The 19,790-nt window shown below is 66.4% G+C and carries 31 protein-coding genes; 1 reads left to right on the plus strand and 30 read right to left on the minus strand.

What is annotated here, in order from left to right:
• Genes JOF42_RS15965 through JOF42_RS15990 form a run of 6 tightly spaced genes read right to left on the minus strand, consistent with a single transcriptional unit; the run spans nt 1 to nt 4,578 of the window.
• Entirely contained in the window at nt 1-1,071 is a 1,071-nt protein-coding gene (locus JOF42_RS15965; protein WP_210098727.1) for an AAA family ATPase, read from the minus strand.
• A gap of 10 nt (nt 1,072-1,081) precedes the next feature.
• On the minus strand, nt 1,082-1,711 hold the full coding sequence (gene pnuC, locus JOF42_RS15970) for a nicotinamide riboside transporter PnuC (protein ID WP_210098728.1): 630 nt from the start codon (nt 1,709-1,711) through the stop codon (nt 1,082-1,084).
• 7 nt (nt 1,712-1,718) lie between these two features.
• Nucleotides 1,719-2,864 carry a UDP-N-acetylmuramate dehydrogenase gene (locus tag JOF42_RS15975; RefSeq protein WP_245340827.1) on the minus strand — a complete coding sequence of 382 codons (1,146 nt, stop codon included), beginning with the start codon at nt 2,862-2,864 and terminating at the stop codon, nt 1,719-1,721.
• A complete protein-coding gene (locus JOF42_RS15980) occupies nt 2,864-3,262 on the minus strand; it encodes a MaoC/PaaZ C-terminal domain-containing protein (protein ID WP_210098729.1) in 399 nt (132 codons plus the stop codon). Before JOF42_RS15980 ends, JOF42_RS15975 begins: the two co-directional genes overlap by 1 nt.
• Nucleotides 3,262-3,717 (minus strand): FAS1-like dehydratase domain-containing protein, encoded by a 456-nt coding sequence (locus tag JOF42_RS15985; protein WP_210098730.1) that lies wholly within the window; start codon nt 3,715-3,717, stop codon nt 3,262-3,264. Before JOF42_RS15985 ends, JOF42_RS15980 begins: the two co-directional genes overlap by 1 nt.
• Before the next feature lie 60 nt (nt 3,718-3,777).
• Nucleotides 3,778-4,578 (minus strand): sulfite exporter TauE/SafE family protein, encoded by an 801-nt coding sequence (locus JOF42_RS15990; RefSeq protein ID WP_210098731.1) that lies wholly within the window; start codon nt 4,576-4,578, stop codon nt 3,778-3,780.
• Nucleotides 4,579-4,709: 131 nt separating this feature from the next.
• Here JOF42_RS15990 and JOF42_RS15995 point away from each other — a divergent pair, with 131 nt between their 5' ends.
• On the plus strand, nt 4,710-6,281 hold the full coding sequence (locus JOF42_RS15995) for an AMP-binding protein (protein ID WP_210098732.1): 1,572 nt from the start codon (nt 4,710-4,712) through the stop codon (nt 6,279-6,281).
• Between the two features lie 80 nt (nt 6,282-6,361).
• Here JOF42_RS15995 and rplQ read toward each other — a convergent pair whose 3' ends face one another.
• The 24 genes from rplQ to rplV form a co-directional block, all read right to left on the minus strand.
• Nucleotides 6,362-6,904 (minus strand): 50S ribosomal protein L17, encoded by a 543-nt coding sequence (gene rplQ, locus JOF42_RS16000; RefSeq protein WP_210098733.1) that lies wholly within the window; start codon nt 6,902-6,904, stop codon nt 6,362-6,364.
• A 63-nt stretch (nt 6,905-6,967) separates the two neighbouring features.
• On the minus strand, nt 6,968-7,957 hold the full coding sequence (locus JOF42_RS16005) for a DNA-directed RNA polymerase subunit alpha (protein ID WP_042538798.1): 990 nt from the start codon (nt 7,955-7,957) through the stop codon (nt 6,968-6,970).
• A gap of 134 nt (nt 7,958-8,091) precedes the next feature.
• Nucleotides 8,092-8,490, minus strand: coding sequence for a 30S ribosomal protein S11 (gene rpsK, locus JOF42_RS16010; RefSeq protein ID WP_045253826.1), 399 nt, complete (start codon nt 8,488-8,490; stop codon nt 8,092-8,094).
• Nucleotides 8,491-8,522: 32 nt separating this feature from the next.
• Nucleotides 8,523-8,897, minus strand: a complete 375-nt coding sequence (rpsM, locus tag JOF42_RS16015) for a 30S ribosomal protein S13 (protein ID WP_056312854.1) — start codon at nt 8,895-8,897, stop codon at nt 8,523-8,525.
• A 155-nt stretch (nt 8,898-9,052) separates the two neighbouring features.
• Nucleotides 9,053-9,169 (minus strand): 50S ribosomal protein L36, encoded by a 117-nt coding sequence (gene rpmJ / locus JOF42_RS16020; RefSeq protein ID WP_005050492.1) that lies wholly within the window; start codon nt 9,167-9,169, stop codon nt 9,053-9,055.
• Between the two features lie 64 nt (nt 9,170-9,233).
• Complete coding sequence (gene infA / locus JOF42_RS16025; RefSeq protein WP_017201569.1) at nt 9,234-9,455, minus strand: translation initiation factor IF-1; 222 nt, start codon at nt 9,453-9,455, stop codon at nt 9,234-9,236.
• A gap of 179 nt (nt 9,456-9,634) precedes the next feature.
• On the minus strand, nt 9,635-10,294 hold the full coding sequence (locus JOF42_RS16030; RefSeq protein ID WP_210098734.1) for a DsbA family protein: 660 nt from the start codon (nt 10,292-10,294) through the stop codon (nt 9,635-9,637).
• A 156-nt stretch (nt 10,295-10,450) separates the two neighbouring features.
• Nucleotides 10,451-11,299: a type I methionyl aminopeptidase gene (map, locus tag JOF42_RS16035; protein ID WP_210098735.1), complete on the minus strand. Its 849-nt coding sequence runs from the start codon at nt 11,297-11,299 to the stop codon at nt 10,451-10,453.
• A 10-nt stretch (nt 11,300-11,309) separates the two neighbouring features.
• Nucleotides 11,310-11,906 (minus strand): adenylate kinase, encoded by a 597-nt coding sequence (locus tag JOF42_RS16040; RefSeq protein WP_210098736.1) that lies wholly within the window; start codon nt 11,904-11,906, stop codon nt 11,310-11,312.
• Entirely contained in the window at nt 11,903-13,225 is a 1,323-nt protein-coding gene (gene secY, locus JOF42_RS16045; protein ID WP_210098737.1) for a preprotein translocase subunit SecY, read from the minus strand. Before secY ends, JOF42_RS16040 begins: the two co-directional genes overlap by 4 nt.
• A 102-nt stretch (nt 13,226-13,327) precedes the next feature.
• Entirely contained in the window at nt 13,328-13,954 is a 627-nt protein-coding gene (gene rplO, locus JOF42_RS16050) for a 50S ribosomal protein L15 (protein WP_210098738.1), read from the minus strand.
• Nucleotides 13,954-14,139 carry a 50S ribosomal protein L30 gene (gene rpmD / locus JOF42_RS16055; protein ID WP_042538783.1) on the minus strand — a complete coding sequence of 62 codons (186 nt, stop codon included), beginning with the start codon at nt 14,137-14,139 and terminating at the stop codon, nt 13,954-13,956. Before rpmD ends, rplO begins: the two co-directional genes overlap by 1 nt.
• Complete coding sequence (rpsE, locus tag JOF42_RS16060) at nt 14,139-14,837, minus strand: 30S ribosomal protein S5 (protein ID WP_056514163.1); 699 nt, start codon at nt 14,835-14,837, stop codon at nt 14,139-14,141. Before rpsE ends, rpmD begins: the two co-directional genes overlap by 1 nt.
• The gene (gene rplR, locus JOF42_RS16065) at nt 14,834-15,193 is read right to left on the minus strand and encodes a 50S ribosomal protein L18 (RefSeq protein ID WP_029260926.1); all 360 of its coding nucleotides are present in this window, start codon (nt 15,191-15,193) and stop codon (nt 14,834-14,836) included. The genes rpsE and rplR overlap by 4 nt, the downstream gene beginning before the upstream one ends.
• Nucleotides 15,194-15,195: 2 nt before the next feature.
• The gene (rplF, locus tag JOF42_RS16070) at nt 15,196-15,732 is read right to left on the minus strand and encodes a 50S ribosomal protein L6 (protein ID WP_045253834.1); all 537 of its coding nucleotides are present in this window, start codon (nt 15,730-15,732) and stop codon (nt 15,196-15,198) included.
• A 6-nt stretch (nt 15,733-15,738) separates the two neighbouring features.
• The gene (rpsH, locus tag JOF42_RS16075) at nt 15,739-16,137 is read right to left on the minus strand and encodes a 30S ribosomal protein S8 (protein WP_045253835.1); all 399 of its coding nucleotides are present in this window, start codon (nt 16,135-16,137) and stop codon (nt 15,739-15,741) included.
• A gap of 120 nt (nt 16,138-16,257) precedes the next feature.
• Nucleotides 16,258-16,848, minus strand: a complete 591-nt coding sequence (gene rplE / locus JOF42_RS16080) for a 50S ribosomal protein L5 (RefSeq protein WP_210098739.1) — start codon at nt 16,846-16,848, stop codon at nt 16,258-16,260.
• On the minus strand, nt 16,848-17,207 hold the full coding sequence (gene rplX / locus JOF42_RS16085; protein WP_140037892.1) for a 50S ribosomal protein L24: 360 nt from the start codon (nt 17,205-17,207) through the stop codon (nt 16,848-16,850). The genes rplE and rplX overlap by 1 nt, the downstream gene beginning before the upstream one ends.
• Before the next feature lie 3 nt (nt 17,208-17,210).
• Nucleotides 17,211-17,579 carry a 50S ribosomal protein L14 gene (rplN, locus tag JOF42_RS16090; RefSeq protein ID WP_053097479.1) on the minus strand — a complete coding sequence of 123 codons (369 nt, stop codon included), beginning with the start codon at nt 17,577-17,579 and terminating at the stop codon, nt 17,211-17,213.
• Nucleotides 17,576-17,893, minus strand: a complete 318-nt coding sequence (gene rpsQ / locus JOF42_RS16095; RefSeq protein ID WP_042538763.1) for a 30S ribosomal protein S17 — start codon at nt 17,891-17,893, stop codon at nt 17,576-17,578. The genes rplN and rpsQ overlap by 4 nt, the downstream gene beginning before the upstream one ends.
• Nucleotides 17,893-18,210, minus strand: coding sequence for a 50S ribosomal protein L29 (rpmC, locus tag JOF42_RS18125; protein ID WP_017829202.1), 318 nt, complete (start codon nt 18,208-18,210; stop codon nt 17,893-17,895). The genes rpsQ and rpmC overlap by 1 nt, the downstream gene beginning before the upstream one ends.
• Nucleotides 18,210-18,629, minus strand: coding sequence for a 50S ribosomal protein L16 (rplP, locus tag JOF42_RS16105; protein ID WP_042538761.1), 420 nt, complete (start codon nt 18,627-18,629; stop codon nt 18,210-18,212). Before rplP ends, rpmC begins: the two co-directional genes overlap by 1 nt.
• Nucleotides 18,629-19,384 carry a 30S ribosomal protein S3 gene (gene rpsC / locus JOF42_RS16110; protein WP_042538759.1) on the minus strand — a complete coding sequence of 252 codons (756 nt, stop codon included), beginning with the start codon at nt 19,382-19,384 and terminating at the stop codon, nt 18,629-18,631. The genes rplP and rpsC overlap by 1 nt, the downstream gene beginning before the upstream one ends.
• Nucleotides 19,384-19,782 carry a 50S ribosomal protein L22 gene (gene rplV / locus JOF42_RS16115; RefSeq protein WP_194765133.1) on the minus strand — a complete coding sequence of 133 codons (399 nt, stop codon included), beginning with the start codon at nt 19,780-19,782 and terminating at the stop codon, nt 19,384-19,386. The genes rpsC and rplV overlap by 1 nt, the downstream gene beginning before the upstream one ends.
• Nucleotides 19,783-19,790: the final 8 nt, after the last annotated feature.

Consider the following 19,790-nt stretch of genomic DNA (forward strand, 5'->3'; position numbering starts at 1 on the left):
TCATCCTAACGATGTCGATCGGGCGTCCTTCTGGAGCGCTCGTTGCTCGTCGAGCGGCCGCGCCTCGAGCGGAACCGCGAAGCGCAGGTGCTCGGCGAGGAGCGGTGCGAGAGCGGATGCCGCGGCCTCGACCCGCGTCGGCACATCCCCTCGCACCTCGAGCCACGGCACGTCCTGCGCCGCCAGGACATCACGGAAGCGCTGCTGCATCCCGTGGCGGATGTGCTCGCCGTCGCGCATCCCGTCCTGCTCGAAGGGGATCTCGTCGCCCGTGAGCACGTAGAGCAGTGGCGGATGCGCGGCTGCCGCGTCGTACAGGCGCGCGGCCGTCGAGCCGACGTAGCGCTCGTGCCACAGCGCTGTCGCGAGCACGTCCGTGTCGCACACCAGCACCGGCAGCGGAACCTCTCTCAGAGCCTGCTGCTCGAGGGCGATCTGCCGGTCGACGATGAGGTCGAACTCGTCGCTGCGCCACGGCGCCGCGAGGCCCCCCTCGCGGATCTCGGAGTGCTCGCGCCCGTACTCCGGCACCCACAGCGTTCCCAGCCTCTCGGCCAGCGCGGCAGCGAGAGTGGTGGACCCGGTGGACTCCGCCCCCAGCACAACGATCCGGGCGGTCAGCCAGGCGCGCACCGCAGGCGCCAGCTCATGCCAGTTGCCGGCGACGTCGGCGCGGATGGCAGTCCCCGAGACCGGGTTGATCCGTCGCCCCTCATCGATCCGCACCCACCGGGCGTCGAGCCGCCTCGCCAGCTCACCCCCGTAGGCGTCGCACGAGAACACCGTGTCGACGGGCTCGTCGAGCAGCGACCCGATCAGCGCCATGTGCTCGTCCCACGCGGCCTCGGACTCGAAGTCCACGGGGGCGTCGTCCATCGCCGCGACCACGCGCACGCCCGGGTGCGACTCACGGATCCACTCGGCGCGCACCTCGAGCGGGATCGACTCGACCGAGGCGCCCAGCACCTGGACGGTGACCCGGTCGCTGTCGCGCTGGGCCTGGCGGATGAGGTGCGAGTGCCCGCTGTGGAACGGATAGAACTTGCCGAGGACGAGTCCGTGACCGCTCATGCGTCTCGCCTCACGATCGAGCGGACTCGGAGGTCATCGACGAGGTGGCCGCCGGATCAGCCTCGCGATCGGTGAGCGCGGCTCGCCGCCACGACCGGTAGCCGATCAGGCACAGGCCGACGAAGAGCGCGTAGAGCGCGGCGATGACCCAGAGACCCGCGACGATCGAGAGGGCGACGAAGGCGATGTCGACACCGATCCAGACGAACCAGTTCTCGATCCACTTGCGGTTGAGCATGTACTGCGCCACGAGGCTCGCGGCCGTCGTCGCGGCATCCGGGATCGCGACCTGCGAGTCCGTGAACGTCGTGAGCACCCACACCAGCACGGCGGCACCGACGACTGCCGCGAGCACCAGCCACGGCCACGCGCGCCTCGGGGTGTTCGCCACGTAGGTGCGGCTCTGCTCGGCACCGCGCGTCCAGCGCCACCAGCCGTGCGCGCCCATCAGCAGATAGACCACCTGCAGCACGGCCGTGGCATACAGGCCTGCGCCGATGAAGACGACGAACAGCACCACGTTGTTGGCGATGCCGATCGGGTAGTTCCAGACGTTGCGCCGACCGGCGAGCCACACGCAGATCGCGCCGGTGACGAAGCCGAGAACCTGAGGCCACTCGGCCTGGAGCCATTCGAGCACGGAACTCCTACAGCTCGACGCCGAGCAGCACCGGCTCGGGCTGCAGCACGAGACCGAACTCGGCGTGCACACGGCTCTGGATGAACCGGGCGAGCTCAGAGACCTCGGCCGCCGTCGCTCCACCGCGGTTGGTCAGCGCGAGGGCGTGCTTGGTCGAGACGGATGCCCTCGATCGGGGCAGTTTGAACCCCTTGCGGATCCCCGCCTGCTCGATCAGCCACGCTGCGCTCACCTTGACGTCCGGAGCCTCGGCCTTGGCCGGGGGCACGAATCCGTCGTACGCCGCGAGCGGGATCACCGTCACGGCATCGAGGTCGGGCGACACGGGCCAGCGCGGGCATTCGGGCGGCAGCGCGCGGGCGACGACCTCGGGCACGATCGCGTTCTGGAAGAACGAGCCGACGCCGTGCGTATCGGGGTCGTTCTCGTCGAGCAGCATCCCCTTCGACGCGCGAGTGGCGAGGATGCGCTCGCGCACCCATCCGAGTGGCACGGGCGCGTCGGAGTCGAGACCGAGCGCTCGGCGCAGCTGCTCGCCGCGGACGACACGCTCTCCTGCGACGACGAGGTCGACCGTGACCGACAGGATGACGGCACGGCGCTGCGGCACGCTGCCGTAGTGGTGCTTGAGCACGGACGTGCGGAACCCGAGCCCGAGGTCTGCGGCAGAGACCACGGAGATCTTCCCCGTCGCCTCGTCGATCAGCTCGACCTCGACGAGGGTCTCCTGGATCTCCTGCCCGTAGGCGCCGATGTTCTGCACGGGAGCCGCCCCGACGGTACCGGGAATGCCGCTCATCGCCTCGAGACCGGCGTAGCCGTGCTCGACGGCGTAGGCGACGAGGTCGTCCCAGCCGTGCCCGGCCTGCACACGCAGACGGACGCGGCCGTCGTGCGGCGACGGAAGTTCGTCGATGCCGCGGGTCAGGACGCGGATGACCGTGCCCTCGAACGGCTCGTCGCCGATGAAGAGATTGGAGCCCCCTCCGAGGACGAACCACTCCTCACCACGCGACCACACATCGGTGAGCGCGTCGACGAGCTCCGCCGAGGTCGTCGCCTCGAGCATCCGCTCGGGGGCGCCGCCGGTGCGGAGGGTCGTCAGGGTCGAGAGCCGCAGCGGCTCGACCTCGTGCACCACGGGATCACCCATCAGGAGGCGATGCGCAGCTGCGCCTTGACGAGCACGGTCGTCCCACCGAAGGTCACCTTGAGATCGACCCGCGTCGAGGCCTCGTCCACCGCGCCCACGGTGGCCAGCACATGCAGGTCGGCTCCGTCGTTCGGGTCGACGACGACGGGCTTCGTGAAGCGCACACCGTAGTCGAGGATCCGGGTGCCCGGCTCGAGCGCGGCCACGACCACCGACGAGGCGATGCCCATCGTGAGCATGCCGTGCGCGAGGACTCCGGGGAGGCCCACCGAGGCCGCGACGTCGTCACGGTAGTGGATCGGGTTGAAGTCCCCCGACGCGCCCGCGTAGCGGACCAGGGATTCCCGGGTGAGGTGGACGGTGCGCTCTGCGACGACGTCTCCGACAGCGAACGGCATCACGCGGCTCCTTCTTCGGCGCCGACCAGCAGCACGCTGGTGGCGGTGACGACGTGCTCGCCGGCGGCATCCGTGATCTCGGCCTCGCTGGTGATCATGGCGTTGCCGCCCATCATGCGGATGCCGGTCACCCGCAGCCGACCCGTGAGCTCGTCGCCCGCCACGATCGGCCGGGTGTACGTGAACTTCTGCTCGGCGTGGATCGTCCGTGCCAGCACGATGCCCGAATCCGGTTCGGCGAGCAGCTGCTGCAGCGTGTGGTCCTGGATGACCATCGCGAAGGTCGGCGGCGCCACGACGTCGTCGAAGCCCGCCGCACGAGCGGCCTCGACGTCGGTGTGCTGCGGAGCATCGGCGAAGACGGCGCGCGCGAACTCGCGCACCTTCTCGCGGCCGACGAGGTAGGGGGACGTCGGCGGGAACTCCCGGCCGACCAGATCTTGGTTCACTGCCACCCCTCGATCCTACGTTCTCGGTCGCGGGGCGCGGTGACCGGCGACCGGATCAAAGACCGCTCAGTCCTTCTTCTTGCGACCCTTGATCGCCTTCATGGCCATCTGCACGGCGATGACCACGAGGTATGCCGCGAACAGCATGTTGCCCACCACCGGGTCGATGAGGGTCGCGAGCCACGCTCCGAGGGCCGTGGTCGTGCACGCCGAGATCCCGACGATCGCCGCGGCGAGGAGGTCGACGTTGCGGTTGCGGAGGTTGCCGATCGTGCCGGAGATGGCGGTGGGGATCATCATGAGCAGCGACGTGCCCTTGGCCACGAGGTCGCTCGTGCCGAACGCGAGCATCAGCACGGGCACGACGATCACTCCCCCGCCGACGCCGATCAGCCCGGCGAGGATGCCGGTGCCGACGCCGACCACGAGCAGGGCGAGCCCGTTGAGCAGCTGCAGCTCGAACTCGGCGTCCCGCGACGGGACCACCAGGAACAGACTCACGATCACGATCACGAGGAAGCCCACGAAGAACCATCGCAGCACGGTCTGCGAGATCTTCGGCAGCAGCCGGGTGCCGATCTGGGCGCCGACCACCGAGCCTGCCGCGAGGATCAGTGCGGGGATCCAGGCCACCGAGCCGTTGATCGCATAGGACACGACGCCGACCGTCGCAGTGGGGACGATCGCCGCGAGCGACGTGCCCGCGCCGAGACGCTGGTTGAAGTGCAGGAACAGCACGAGCAGCGGGACGATCACCGTGCCGCCACCCACGCCGAAGAGTCCGGAGAGGAGGCCTGCGATCAGGCCGATGCCGATGAAGGCGGTGTAGGCGCGAGGCCCTCTGCTCAGGGTCTCTGCATCAGTCACCGGATCAGCCTACTCCCGGGGATTCGGCTCCGTGGACGGGTCACACGCAGGCCCTGGGACTCGGTGCCTAACTGTGCGACACTGGATCGCACCAGCCGGCGTCGTCGCCTCCCCGGATCGAAGGAGATCTCATGGTGCGCAGTTCCTATCCCGATGTCGAGATCCCTGCGGTCTCGATCCACGAGTTCCTGTTCGGCGATGTCGACGAGGAACGGCTCGATGCGGTGGCGATCGTCGACGGCATGAGCGGCGCGACGACGACCTACCGCCAGCTGATCGGACAGATCGACCTGTTCGCCGGTGCCCTCGCGGCCAGGGGCGTCGGAGTCGGCACGAAGGTCGGCATCCTCTGCCCGAACGTCCCGGCATTCGCCACGGTGTTCCACGGCGTCCTCCGGGCGGGTGCGACGGCCACGACCATCAACTCCCTCTACACCCCAGAGGAGATCGCGAACCAGCTGACGGATGCCGAGGCGACCTGGCTCATCACGGTCTCGCCCCTGCTCCCCGGCGCGAAGGCTGCTGCCGCGGCGCTCGGCTTCGACGATGACCACGTGATCGTGCTCGACGGGGCCGACGGGCATCCGTCTCTGCCCGCGCTGCTCGGCGAAGGGCGGGCCGCACCCGAGGTGTCATTCGACCCCGCGACGCACCTCGCCGTGCTCCCCTACTCGTCAGGCACGACCGGGCGCCCCAAGGGCGTCATGCTCACTCACCGCAACCTGATCGCGAACGTGAGCCAGTGCCGGTCGACGATCTCACTCGGCGACGACGATCGCGTGCTCGCGGTGCTGCCGTTCTTCCACATCTACGGCATGACCGTGCTGCTGAACTTCGCTCTGCGGCAGCGTGCGGCACTCGTCACGATGCCGAAGTTCGACCTCGGCGAGTTCCTCCGCGTCGTGCAGGAGCACCGCACGACGTGGGTGTTCATCGCCCCGCCGATCGCGGTCGCCCTGGCGAAGCATCCGCTCGTCGATCAGTTCGACACCTCTGCGATCAAGGTGATCTTCTCGGGTGCGGCGCCCCTCGACGGCGCCCTGGCCTCGGCCGTCGCGAACCGTCTCGGCTGCATCGTCTGCCAGGGCTACGGCATGACCGAGACCAGCCCTGTGACCCACGCGATCCCCTACGACCGCCCCGACATCGACCGCTCCTCGGTCGGCATGCTGCTGGCGAACACCGAGGCCAGGCTGGTCGCCGAAGACGGCAGCGACGTCGAAGCACCCGGCGAGGGTACGAGTGCCCCGGGCGAACTGCTGATCCGCGGACCCCAGGTCATGAAGGGCTACCTGAACAGGCCGGATGCCACGGCCGAGATGCTCGACGCGGACGGGTGGCTGCACACCGGCGATGTCGCGACGGTCACGCACGACGGCATCTTCCGCATCGTCGATCGGCTGAAGGAGCTCATCAAGTACAAGGGCTACCAGGTGGCTCCCGCCGTGCTCGAAGCGGTGCTGCTCGAGCATCCGTCCATCGCCGATGCCGCCGTCATCGGCGCCCTCGACGACGACGGTCAGGAGGTGCCGAAGGCATTCGTGGTGCTGCAGCAGGGGGCGGACCTCGATGCGGATGCCGTGATCGCCCACGTCGCGGCCCACGTCGCCCCGCACGAGAAGGTGCGGCAGGTCGAGTTCATCGATGCGATCCCGAAGTCCGCGTCGGGCAAGATCCTCCGCAAGGACCTGCGCGCCCGCTGATCGCGGGTCGTGACTCCCGGAGAATGAAGAAGCCCGCCGTCCCTGTCGGGGCGGCGGGCTTCTTCATGCGAGCGAGGTGCTTACTCGGACTTCTTCTCGACAGCGTCCTCGGCGGCAGCCTCGGCTGCCTCTCCCTCGGCCTGCGACTCGGCACCGGCGTCGGTGGTCTCCTCGACGGGAGCCTCCTCAGCGGGGGCCTCCTCGACGACCTCGGCGGGCTTCTCAGCCTTGGCGGCCTTCTTGGTCGACTTCACCTTGGGGGTGACGGGCTCGAGGACGAGCTCGATCACGGCCATCGGGGCGTTGTCGCCCTTGCGGTTGCCGACCTTCGTGATGCGGGTGTAGCCGCCCTCACGGTCAGCGACCAGCGGTGCGATCTCGGCGAAGAGGGTGTGCACGACGTTCTTGTCGCCGATGACCGAGAGGACGCGACGACGAGCGTGAAGGTCTCCGCGCTTGGCGAAGGTGATCAGGCGCTCGGCGAGCGGACGCAGGCGCTTGGCCTTGGTCTCGGTCGTCTTGATCGACTTGTGGGTGTACAGAGCCGCCGCGAGGTTGGCAAGCAGCAGACGCTCGTGTGCGGGGCCGCCTCCGAGGCGGGGACCCTTGGTGGGCTTGGGCATATCTAGCTCCTGGTCAGGAAAGGTCGGGTCAGCTGGCCGCTGCCAGATGACAATCCGGGTGGGTCAGAAGGACTCGTCTTCGCTGCCGCCGTAGAAGTGGGCGCCGTCGAAACCGGGCACCGAATCCTTGAGCGACAGACCGAGCGAGATGAGCTTGTCGCGCACCTCGTCGACCGACTTCTGGCCGAAATTGCGGATGTTCATGAGCTGCGTCTCCGACAGGGCGACGAGCTCGGAAACGGTGTTGATGCCCTCACGCTTCAGGCAGTTGTAAGAGCGGACCGAGAGGTCGAGGTCCTCGATCGGCATCGACAGCTCGCTGGAGTTCACTGCCTCCACCGGTGCCGGACCGATCTCGATGCCCTCTGCCTCGACGTTCAGCTCGCGAGCGAGACCGAACAGCTCGGTGAGCGTCTTCGCAGCCGACGCGACAGCGTCGCGGGGGCTGATGGCGGACTTGGTCTCGACGTCGAGGACGAGCTTGTCGAAGTCGGTGCGCTCACCCGCACGGGTGGCGTCGACGCGGTAGCTGACCTTGAGGACCGGCGAGTAGATCGAGTCGATCGGGATCTGACCGGCCTCTGCGTACTCGTTGCGGTTCTGCGTCGCCGAGACGTAGCCACGGCCACGCTCGATCGTGAGCTCGAGCTCGAACTTCGCGGTCTCGTTGAGGGTCGCGATGACGAGCTCGGGGTTCTGGACCTCGACACCGGCCGGAGCCGAGATGTCAGCGGCGGTCACTTCGCCCGAACCGGTCTTGCGCAGGTACGCCGTGATGGGCTCGTCGCGCTCCGACGAGACCACGAGCTGCTTGATGTTGAGGATGATCTCGGTGACATCCTCCTTCACGCCGGGGATGGTGCTGAACTCGTGCAGCACGCCGTCGATGCGAACGCTGGTGACCGCGGCGCCGGGGATCGACGACAGCAGGCTGCGACGAAGCGCGTTGCCGATCGTGTATCCGAAGCCGGGCTCCAGAGGCTCGATGATGAACCGGCTCCGGTTCTCGACGATCTTTTCCTCGGTCAGTGTGGGACGCTGTGCAATAAGCACTCTGTGTTCCTTTCGATCACATGCCCGCTATATGACATGTGGTGGGGTGAGGTCTTGAGTTTTGTGAGTCGATGCCCGCTGGCGGGCGTCGAGCCGCTCGGGCCCCAGGGGCACGAGCGGCTCAACAAGCCTGATCAGACGCGGCGACGCTTCGGCGGGCGGCAACCGTTGTGCGCCTGCGGCGTGACGTCCTGGATCGATCCGACCTCGAGGCCGGCGGCCGTCAGCGAGCGGATCGCGGTCTCGCGACCCGATCCCGGTCCCTTGACGAAGACGTCGACCTTCTTGACGCCGTGCTCCTGCGCCTGGCGGGCGGCCGACTCGGCAGCCATTCCAGCGGCGTAGGGCGTCGACTTGCGCGAGCCCTTGAAGCCCACGCCACCCGACGATGCCCAGCTGATGACAGCGCCGGACGGGTCGGTGATCGAGACGATGGTGTTGTTGAACGTCGACTTGATGTGGGCGTGGCCCAGTGCGATGTTCTTCTTTTCCTTGCGGCGCGGCTTGCGCGCGGCGGCCTTGGGTGCAGCCATGAAAGTGTTCTCCTAGTCCCTGGGGGCCGCGCTTAGCGGGCCTTCTTCTTGCCTGCGACGGTGCGCTTCGGGCCCTTGCGGGTACGGGCGTTGGTCTTGGTGCGCTGACCACGGACCGGGAGGCCACGACGGTGGCGGATGCCCTCGTAGGAGCCGATCTCGACCTTGCGGCGGATGTCTGCGGCGACCTCGCGGCGCAGGTCACCCTCCACCTTGTAGGTACCTTCGATGTGGTCGCGGAGGGCGATCAGCTGGTCATCGCTGAGGTCCTTCACGCGGATGCTCTCGTCGATCTCCGTCGCCTTGAGGATCTCGACCGAGCGGGTACGGCCGACGCCGTAGATGTAGGTAAGGGCGATCACCACGCGCTTGTCGCGCGGGATGTCAACGCCGGCAAGACGTGCCATGCGGTTCTCCTGAGTGTTGTGGAGGTGTGGAGCAGGATCGGTGCTCGGGCCTCCGCCCCGAGGTGTCCCCCACTCGCGTGGGTTCTGATCCTGCCGTTGTGTGTATTGAGTTGTGAGTCAGATCCGAAGAGTCCGCCGGCATCGCCGACGGGCGCTCAGCCCTGGCGCTGCTTGTGGCGCGGGTTGCTCTTGCAGATCACCATGACGCGGCCGTGACGACGGATCACCTTGCAGTGATCGCAGATGGGCTTGACGCTGGGGTTGACCTTCATGATGTTTCCTGTTCGCTGTCTTCGTACCGCCCCGAGCTGGGGCAGGCCGTTACTTCTCGACCGATCAGCGGTAGCGGTAGACGATACGGCCGCGGGTGAGGTCGTAGGGGCTGAGCTCCACGACCACGCGGTCCTCGGGGATGATGCGGATGTAGTTCTGCCGCATCTTGCCGGAGATCGTTGCCAGGACCTTGTGTCCGTTGGAAAGCTCAACGCGGAACATCGCGTTGGGCAGAGCCTCGGAGATCACGCCCTCGATCTCGATGACACCGTCTTTCTTAGCCATAGCCTCGCTGACGCTTCTGCAGATCGGTCGATCTGCGGTGGGTGGTTGGATTGCGATGCCTCTGCCGATTCAGACACGCCGAATCAAGGCGCAAGGCACCAAGGATCTATGTTATCCGACAACGGGAGTTCCGGCAACCTGAGCAGGATGCCGGAACTCCCGAGTCGATATCGGACAGATCAGCCGAGGATCTTGGCGAACTCGGTGGCGATCTCGCTGTTGTCGATGCGCGTGCCGTTGACCTCGACCGTCGGAGTCCCCTTGATGTCGTGGGTCTTCGTCTGCGAGTCGGCGAACTTCGTGTACGTGCCGTCCGCGATGCAGTCGGCGGCAGCTCCCGCACCCGCCTGCTCGGCGAGAGCGCTCAGCTCCTCGACGCTGAGGCCCGCGGAGTTCTCCTCGGGCTGGTTCGTGAAGAGCAGGTTGAAGTAGTCCAGGGTCGCGTCGGGTGCCTCGGCGGCGACGCAGTACATCGAGCCGGCTGACAGCGACGAGTACTGACCCGTCGTCGAGTACCGGTTGAGGATCGAGACCGGGTGGATGTTCAGCGTGATCTTGTTGTCGGCCGCCGCCGTCTGCAGCTGCTCGCCGTACGCATCCTCGAACTGGCCGCACACGGGGCACATGAAGTCGACGTACGTGTCGATCTCGTCCTCGCCTGTGCCGAAGGAGATCGCGCCGGTCTCCTCGTTCACGATCGAGCTCTGCGGCGCGGTGCCGGGGTCGGTCGCCTGGTTGTTGAGCGACACGACGACGAAGGCGAGGACGGCCAGAACGACCACCACTGCCGCCGAGACGCCGATCACGAACCAGTTGGTGTTGCTCTTCGCGGCTGCCATGGTTTTCCGTTTCTGTCGAGGCCCGCTCGCGGCGGACCCGGCCTGAAGTCTGCGGGCGCACGCGCACCCATACATCCATTGTGCCCGGAGAAACCTATGTGCGCGTTGTGACGATCCCCTGTATGACGAGCGGACGCCGCTCAGGGCATCCGCGGTTCAGGCGATGGGCGTCGGAGTCACGCCGAAGGGCGCGAGACCAGCTGCTCCCCCGTCGGCCGCGGTGAGCACCCAGATGCCACCCTCATGCAGCGCGACGCTGTGCTCCCAGTGCGAGCCGTCGGTGCCGTCGGTCGTCGAGACCGTCCAGTCGTCGTCCTCGACGAACGTCTCATCGCTTCCGGCGGTGACCATGGGCTCGATGGCGAGGACGAGACCCGACTTGAGCTCGGGTCCCGGATCGGGAGTGCGGTAGTTGAAGACGCTCGGTGCTTCATGCATCTTGCGACCGATGCCGTGACCCACGTACTCGCGGAGGATCCCGTACGTCTCACCGGAGACCGCCGAAGGCCCCTGAGCCTCGATGTATCCCTGAATCGCTGCCCCGATGTCACCCAGGTGCGACGCGGACGCCATGGCGGCGATTCCGGCCCACATCGACCCCTCGGTGACGCGGGAGAGCTCCTGGCGCCGGGCGACGACCTCAGGGCGGGTCTCGTCGGGCACGACGACGGTGATCGCACTGTCACCGTTCCAGCCCTGGAACTGCGCACCGCAGTCGATCGAGACGATGTCGCCCGCCTGCAGCACACGCTCTCCGGGGATGCCGTGCACGACCTCGTCGTTGACCGAGATGCACGTGGTGTGACGGTAGCCACGCACGAGCTGGAAGTTGGACTCCGCGCCACGAGCGAGGATGACCCTGTTCGCCTCGGCATCCAGCTCGAGCGTCGTGACGCCCGGCCGGATCAGCGGACGGACCGCGTCGAGAGCCGCGGCCGTGATGAGGCCCGGTTCGACCATGGCCCGCAGCTGAGCGGCGCTCTTGTAGATCGACTTGCGGAACATCGTGCGCAGATCAGGCCGCGAGGCGCAGACCGCGTGCGGTCAGCGCCGCGAAGACGCGCTCGGTGATCTCGTCGAGGCTGCCGACGCCGTCGATGCGGTCGACGATTCCACGGGGGCCGTAGACCTCGAGGATCGGCGCCGTCTCGTGCTCGTAGATGTCGAGACGGTGGGCGATGGCCTCGTCGGTGTCATCCGATCGCCCCTGCTCCGCTGCGCGGAGCTTGAGACGCTCGATGCTCTCTTCGCGGGACACATCGAGCAGGATGACGGCGTCGAGCGACTCGCCGCGCTCCGCCAGGAACGCATCGAGGTGAGCCACCTGAGCCGCGTTGCGGGGGTAGCCGTCGAGCAGGAAGCCCTTCGCCGCATCGTCCTGCGACAGACGGTCGCGGACGATCTCGCTCGTCAGCTCGTCAGGGACCAGGTCGCCCTTGTCGAGGATCGCCGTGACCTGCTGGCCGAGCGGTGTGCCCTCTTTGATGTTCGCGCGGAAGATGTCTCCGGTCGAGACGACCGGGATGCCGTACGACTCGGCGATGCGGACACCCTGGGTGCCCTTGCCGGATCCCTGCGGGCCGACGATGAGGAGACGAGCGGTGGCTGTCATCGGAGGAGCCCTTCGTAGTGACGCTGCTGCAGCTGTGCATCGATCTGCTTGACCGTCTCGAGACCGACACCCACGATGATGAGGATCGATGCGCCACCGAACGGGAAGTTCTGGTTGGCGCCGACGGTGGCGAGAGCGATCAGCGGGATCAGCGCGATCAGCCCGAGGTAGATCGAGCCGGGCAGCGTGATGCGGGTGAGCACGTAGTCGAGGTACTCGGCGGTCGGACGACCCGCGCGGATACCCGGGATGAAGCCGCCGTACTTCTTCATGTTGTCGGCGACCTCGACGGGGTTGAACGTTATCGCGACGTAGAAGTACGTGAACCCGATGATCAGCAGGAAGTACGCGGCCATGTAGACCGGGTGGTTTCCCGTCGTGAAGTTCGCGCTGATCCAGGTGACCCACGCGGCGGGCTCGGAGCCGTCCTGCGGGGTGTTGAACTGCGCGATCAGTGCCGGGATGTACAGCAGCGACGAGGCGAAGATCACGGGGATCACACCCGCCATGTTCACCTTGATCGGGATGTACGTGTTCGTGCCGCCGTACGTGCGACGGCCGACCATGCGCTTCGCGTACTGCACCGGGATGCGACGCTGCGACTGCTCGACGAACACGACGAGAGCCATGACGATGATTCCGACCAGCAGCACCAGCAGGAAGACCTCGAAGCCCTTGCTCTCCCAGATGAGCCACATGGCACCGGGGAACGTCGCGGCGATCGAGGTGAAGATGAGCAGCGACATGCCGTTGCCGATGCCGCGCTCGGTGACGAGCTCGGCGAACCACATGATGAGGCCGGTACCGGCGGTCATCGCCATGATGATGAGCAGCTGCGCCCACCACACGTCGTTCGTGAGCAGGTTCTGGCAGGCCGCGACATCGGTCGTGCCGAAGAGCTGACCGCTGCGGGCGACCGTGACGAGGGTGGTCGACTGCAGCAGCGCCAGGGCGATCGTGAGGTACCGCGTGTACTGGGTGAGACGGGCCTGACCGGCCTGTCCTTCCTTGTGCAGTGCCTCGAAGTGAGGGATGACGACCCGCAGGAGCTGCGTGATGATCGTCGCGGTGATGTACGGCATGACGCCGAGCGCGAAGATCGACAGCTGGAGGAGCGCCCCGCCGGAGAAGAGGTTGACCAGCCCGAGGAGCCCATCAGTGCCTGAGTTCTGAGCCAGGCACTCCTCGACGTTCGGGAAGTTCACGAACGGAGCAGGGACATTCGAGCCAAGTCGGTAGATGGCGACGATGGCGAGGGTGAAACCGATCTTCCGACGCAGGTCGGGCGTGCGGAAGATCCGCGCGATGGCGCTAAACAAGGACGTTCCTCCTGAAAAGGTTGCCGTCCCTGAAGGACGGCTGAAAGAACAGGCTAACCCATAAGAGGGGCCGGAGAATCTCCGACCCCTCTCATGAAGTGGTTACTTGACGGATCCGCCAGCCGCCACGATCTTCTGCTCGGCGGAACCCGAGACCTTGTCGACCGCGACGGTGAGCTTCACGGCGATGTCGCCGTTTCCGAGAACCTTGACCTTCTCGTTCTTGCGAACGGCACCCTTGGCGACCAGGTCGCTGATGGTGACGTCGCCACCCTTGGGGTACAGCTCCGCGAGCTTCTCCAGGTTCACGACCTGGTACTCCACGCGGAACGGGTTCTTGAACCCGCGCAGCTTCGGGGTGCGCATGTGCAGCGGCATCTGCCCACCCTCGAAGCCGACGCGAACGGTGTTGCGAGCCTTCGTACCCTTGGTACCGCGACCTGCAGTCTTTCCCTTGGAGCCCTCACCGCGACCGACACGGGTCTTCGCGGTGTTGGATCCGGGGACCGGACGCAGGTGGTGCACCTTCAGCACGCCGGCGCGGGATGCCGGAGCATCCTTCTTCGGCGCGGCCTTCTTGGCAGCCGGCTTCTTGGCGGTCTCGGCCTTGGCCTCGGACGCCTTCGCGGGTGCCTTCTTGGCGGCGGGCTTCTTCTCGGCTGCGGCCTTGGGAGCTGCGGCCTTCTTCGGAGCCTTCTCGGCGCCTTCGGCTTCGTTCTTCTCAGCCATTAGTCGATCTCCTCAACCTTGACGAGGTGGGCGACGGTCTTGACGTAACCGCGCGTCTGCGCGTCGTCGGGGCGAACGGTGCTGTCACCGATGCGCTTCAGACCGAGGCTGCGCAGCGTGTCACGCTGGTTCTGCTTCTCGCTCACCTTGGACTTGACCTGCGTGACCTTCAGGCGCGCAGCCATCAGGCACCTACCTTCTGTGCGGCGATGGCGTCAGCCTCCGCACGGACGAGACGCGCGGGTGCGACCTGGTCGAACTCGAGGCCACGACGTGCGGCGACCGCACGGGGCTCCTCGAGCTGCTTCAGAGCCGTCACCGTCGCGTGCACGATGTTGATCGTGTTCGACGAGCCGAGCGACTTCGACAGCACGTCGTGGATACCGGCGCACTCGAGCACGGCGCGGACCGGACCACCGGCGATGACACCGGTACCGGCAGCGGCCGGACGAAGCAGGACGACGCCTGCCGCAGCCTCACCCTGCACGGGGTGCGGGATGGTGCTTCCGACGCGCGGAACGCGGAAGAAGTTGCGCTTGGCCTCTTCGACACCCTTCGAGATCGCCAGAGGGACCTCGCGAGCCTTGCCGTAGCCGACGCCCACCAGACCGTTGCCGTCACCGACGACCACGAGAGCGGTGAAGCTGAAGCGACGACCACCCTTCACGACCTTCGAGACGCGGTTGATGGTGACCACGCGCTCGAGGAACTGGTTGTCCCCACGATCGCGAGAGTTACGGTCACGGCCACCCTGGTTGCGGTCTCCACGGCCACCGCCGCGGCGGTTGTCGCGCTGAGACGGCTCTGCCTGCGTGGTGCCGGCGGCAGTCTCGGAAGTGGCAGCTGCCGCTTCGGTCACTTCGTTCTCCTTGTTGTCACTCACAGTGCCAGACCCCCTTCGCGGGCGCCGTCGGCGATGGCGGCGACACGACCGGCGTAGCGGTTTCCGCCACGGTCGAACACTGCCTCGGAAACGCCGGCAGCCTTCGCACGCTCGGCGAGAAGCTCGCCGACCTTGCGGGCCTTGGCGGTCTTGTCACCCTCGAGCGAGCGCAGGTCGGTCTCGAGCGTCGAAGCCGACGCCACGGTGTGACCCTTGCTGTCGTCGACAAGCTGCACGAAGACGTGGCGAGCCGAACGGTTGACGACGAGGCGCGGACGCACCTCGGTGCCGACGACCTTCTTGCGAAGGCGGGCATGACGACGCGCGCGGGCGTCAGACTTTGACTTGAGAGCCATGGTTACTTACCACTCTTTCCGGCCTTGCGACGCACGATCTCGCCGGCGTAGCGCACACCCTTGCCCTTGTACGGCTCGGGCTTGCGGATCTTGCGGATGTTCGCAGCTGCCTCGCCGACAGCCTGCTTGTCGATTCCGCTGACGGTGAGCTTGTTGTTGCCCTCGACCGTGAGCGTGATACCGGCGGGCGGGTCGATGAGGACCGGGTGCGAGAAGCCCAGGGCGAACTCGACCGAGCTGCCCTTCTGAGCGACGCGGTAACCGGTTCCGACGACCTCGAGACCCTTGGTGTAGCCCTGGGTCACGCCGATGATGTTGTTGTTGATGAGCGTGCGGGTCAGGCCGTGAAGCGACCGGGACTCGCGCTCGTCGTCGGGACGGCTGACGAGAACCTGGTTCTCCTCGACCGCGACCTCGATGGGCTTGGCGACCGTCAGGGTGAGCTCACCCTTGGGGCCCTTCACCGCGACCTCACGGCCGTCGACCGAGATGGTCACGCCCGCGGGAACGTCGATGGGAAGTCGTCCAATACGCGACATTTTCGATTACCACACGTAGGCGAGAACTTCTCCGCCCACGCCCTTCTGCTCTGCCTGACGGTCGGTGAGAAGACCGGAGGAGGTGGACAGGATGGCCACGCCGAGTCCGCCGAGGACCCTGGGGAGCTCCGTGGACTTCGCGTAGACGCGGAGACCGGGCTTCGACACGCGCTTGATGCCCGCGATCGAACGCTCACGGTTGGGGCCGTACTTCAGCTGCAGGGTGAGGTTCGAGCCGACGCGTGCGTCAGTCGTCTCCCAGCCGGCGATGTAGCCCTCCTGCTGGAGGATCTCGGCGATGTGCGTCTTGAGCTTGCTCGACGGCAGGGTCACGGAATCGTGGTGCGCCGAGTTCGCGTTACGCAGACGGGTCAGCAGATCTGCGACCGGGTCTGTCATTGTCATTGTTGTTTTCCTTTGTTCATGAGGTTCCGGCTGCCGTTACACGACAGACGGCCTGCGATGACACGCAATCTTCAATTGTACGGGATCGGGCGGGGCGCTGTGCGCCCCGCCCGAAACCGCTTACGCCTTGGCGTCTTCCGTACGGAAGGGGAAGCCGAGGTGACGCAGAAGTGCGCGACCTTCGTCGTCCGTCTTCGCGGTGGTGACGACAGTGATGTCGAAACCGCGAACCCGGTCGATCTTGTCCTGATCGATCTCGTGGAACACGCTCTGCTCCTGGAGACCGAAGGTGTAGTTGCCGTTGCCGTCGAACTGCTTGGCCGACAGACCGCGGAAGTCGCGGATGCGGGGCAGTGCGAGCGAGACGAGGCGGTCCAGGAACTCCCACGCACGGTCACCACGGAGGGTGACGTGTGCGCCGATGGCCTGGCCCTCACGCAGCTTGAACTGCGCGATCGACTTGCGAGCCTTCGTGACGAGCGGCTTCTGACCGGTGATCTTGGTGAGATCGTCGATCGCGCCGTCGATCACCTTGCTGTCACGGGCCGCTTCACCGACACCGGTGTTCACGACGACCTTGACCAGACCGGGGATCTGCATCACGTTGGTGTAGCCGAACTCATCCTGCAGCTTCTGCTGGATCTCGGCCTTGTACTTCGCCTTCAGGCGGGGCTGGATCTTGCCAGCCACCGCAGCGTCGGTGGTTGCCATCAGAGGTCCTTACCTGACTTCTTCGCGTACCGCACACGGACGGTGCGCTTGACGCCGTCCTTGGTCTGCTCCTCGACCCGGTGGCCGACCTTGGTCGGCTTCTTGGTCGAGGGGTCGACGAGTGCGACGTTCGAGATGTGGATGGAGGCCTCGACAGTCTCGAGGCCGCCCGTCTTGGTGCCACGCTGCGTCTGTCCGACGCGCGTGTGCTTGGTGACGTAGTTCACGCCTTCGACGATGATGCGGTTCTTCTCGGCCAGGATCTCGAGGACCTTGCCCTGCTTGCCGCGATCGCCGCCACGCTCCTGCGTGGCTCCGGTGATGACCTGAACCAGGTCACCCTTCTTGATCTTCGCCATGACTTAAATAACCTCCGGCGCCAGCGAGACGATCTTCATGAACTTCTTGTCACGAAGCTCGCGACCGACCGGTCCGAAGATACGGGTGCCGCGGGGCTCCCCGTCGTTCTTCAGGATCACGGCGGCGTTCTCGTCGAACTTGATGTACGAGCCGTCGGGACGGCGCGTGGACTTGACCGTGCGGACGATGACGGCCTTGACCACATCGCCCTTCTTGACGTTTCCGCCCGGGATCGCGTCCTTGACGGTCGCGACGATGGTGTCACCCAGACCGGCGTAACGACGACGCGAGCCGCCGAGAACACGGATGGTGAGCAGCTCCTTCGCGCCGGTGTTGTCGGCGACCTTGAGGCGGGATTCCTGCTGGATCACTTGGCCTTCTCCAGAATCTCCACCAGACGCCAGCGCTTCGTGGCGCTGAGCGGGCGGGTCTCGTTGATCAGGACGAGGTCGCCGATGCCGGCGGAGTTCGCCTCATCGTGCGCCTTGACCTTCGAGGTGCGGCGGATGACCTTGCCGTAAAGCGGGTGCTTCACGCGGTCCTCGACCTCGACCACGATGGTCTTGTCCATCTTGTCGCTGATGACGTAGCCACGACGCGACTTGCGGTACCCACGGGCATCCGCATCGCGGACGTCGTGTGCGGCGTGCTCAGCCTCGACAGCGGCTTCCTTCTTGGTGGCCATCACTCAGCCTCTTCCTTCACGGCGTCGTCGGCGGAGTCCGCCTTCTTCGCCTTCGACTTGGTCGCCTTCTTGGCCGGAGCCTCGACGGGAGCGGGCGTCGCACGGATGCCCAGCTCGCGCTCGCGGATCACGGTGTACAGGCGCGCGATGTCGCGCTTGACCGCGCGGATGCGGCCGTGGCTCTCCAGCTGGCCGGTGGCCGACTGGAAACGGAGGTTGAACAGCTCCTCCTTGGCCTTACGCAGCTCCTCAACGAGGCGCTGGTCTTCGAACGTGTCGAGCTCTGCCGGAGCGAGCTCCTTGGTGCCGATCGCCATTACGCGTCGCCCTCCTCGCGCTTGATGATGCGTGCCTTCAACGGCAGCTTGTGAATTGCTCGGGTCAGTGCCTCGCGAGCGAGCTCTTCGCTCACACCGGAGACCTCGAAGAGGACGCGACCCGGCTTGACGTTGGCAACCCACCACTCGGGGGAACCCTTACCGGAACCCATGCGGGTCTCGGCAGGCTTCTTGGTGAGCGGACGGTCGGGGTAGATGTTGATCCACACCTTTCCGCCACGCTTGATGTGACGGGTGACCGCGATACGAGCGGACTCGATCTGACGGTTCGTCACGTAGGCAGGCGTGAGCGCCTGGATGCCGTAGTCACCGAAGGAGACCTTGGTGCCACCGGTCGCCTGGCCGCTACGGCCGGGGTGGTGCTGCTTACGGAACTTGACCTTGCGGGGAATAAGCATCAGGCAGACGCTCCTTCTGCGACAGGGGCCTCGTTGCGCGGCGCGCGGCGGCGGTCGCCACCACGGTCGTCACGACGGGACTTCGGTGCGTTGGCCTGCTCGCGGGCAAGCTCCTTGTTGGTCAGGTCGCCCTTGTAGATCCAGACCTTCACGCCGATGCGGCCGAAGGTGGTCTTCGCCTCGTAGAAGCCGTAGTCGATGTTCGCGCGCAGCGTGTGCAGCGGCACACGACCCTCGCGGTAGAACTCCGAACGGCTCATCTCGGCGCCGCCGAGGCGGCCGGAGACCTGGATGCGGATGCCCTTGGCGCCAGCGCGCTGCGCGCCCTGGAGACCCTTGCGCATCGCACGACGGAACGCCACACGAGCAGAGAGCTGCTCGGCGATGCCCTGCGCGACGAGCTGAGCGTCGGCCTCGGGGTTCTTGACCTCGAGGATGTTCAGCTGGATCTGCTTGCCCGAGAGCTTCTCGAGGTCGCCGCGGATGCGCTCGGCCTCGGCGCCACGACGACCGATCACGATGCCCGGACGGGCGGTGTGGATGTCGACGCGGACGCGGTCACGGGTGCGCTCGATCTCGATGTTCGAGACACCGGCGCGGTCGAGCTGCGTCTTCAGCAGGTTGCGGATCTTGATGTCCTCGGCGACGTAGTCGGCGTAACGCTGACCCGGCTTCGTCGAGTCCGAGAACCAGCGCGACACGTGGTCCGTGGTGATGCCGAGGCGGAAGCCGTACGGGTTTACCTTCTGTCCCATTACTTGCTCGCCTTCTTGTTGCTGTCGCTCGCAGCAGCCGGGGCTGCGGCGGGCGTCGAGAGCACGACCGTGATGTGGCTCGTGCGCTTCTTGATCTGGAAAGCGCGACCCTGTGCACGGGGCTGGAAACGCTTGAGCGTCGTGCCCTCGTCTACGTAGGCGTTAGCCACGTACAGGTCCTGCTCGTCGAGGTACTCGCCGTCACGATCCGCCTTGACCTGCGCGTTGGCCATGGCCGACGCGACAAGCTTGTAGATCGGCTCACTGGCGCTCTGCTGTGCGAACTTCAGGATCGCCAGAGCCTCCTGGGCCTGCTTGCCCTTGATGAGCGCGACGACACGACGAGCCTTCTGAGGGGTCACGCGGATGTGTCGCACGCGTGCGATGGACTCCACCATTTCTCTCT

It is taken from the genome of Microbacterium phyllosphaerae, from assembly GCF_017876435.1.
In the GTDB taxonomy this organism is placed as follows: Bacteria; Actinomycetota; Actinomycetes; order Actinomycetales; family Microbacteriaceae; genus Microbacterium; species Microbacterium phyllosphaerae.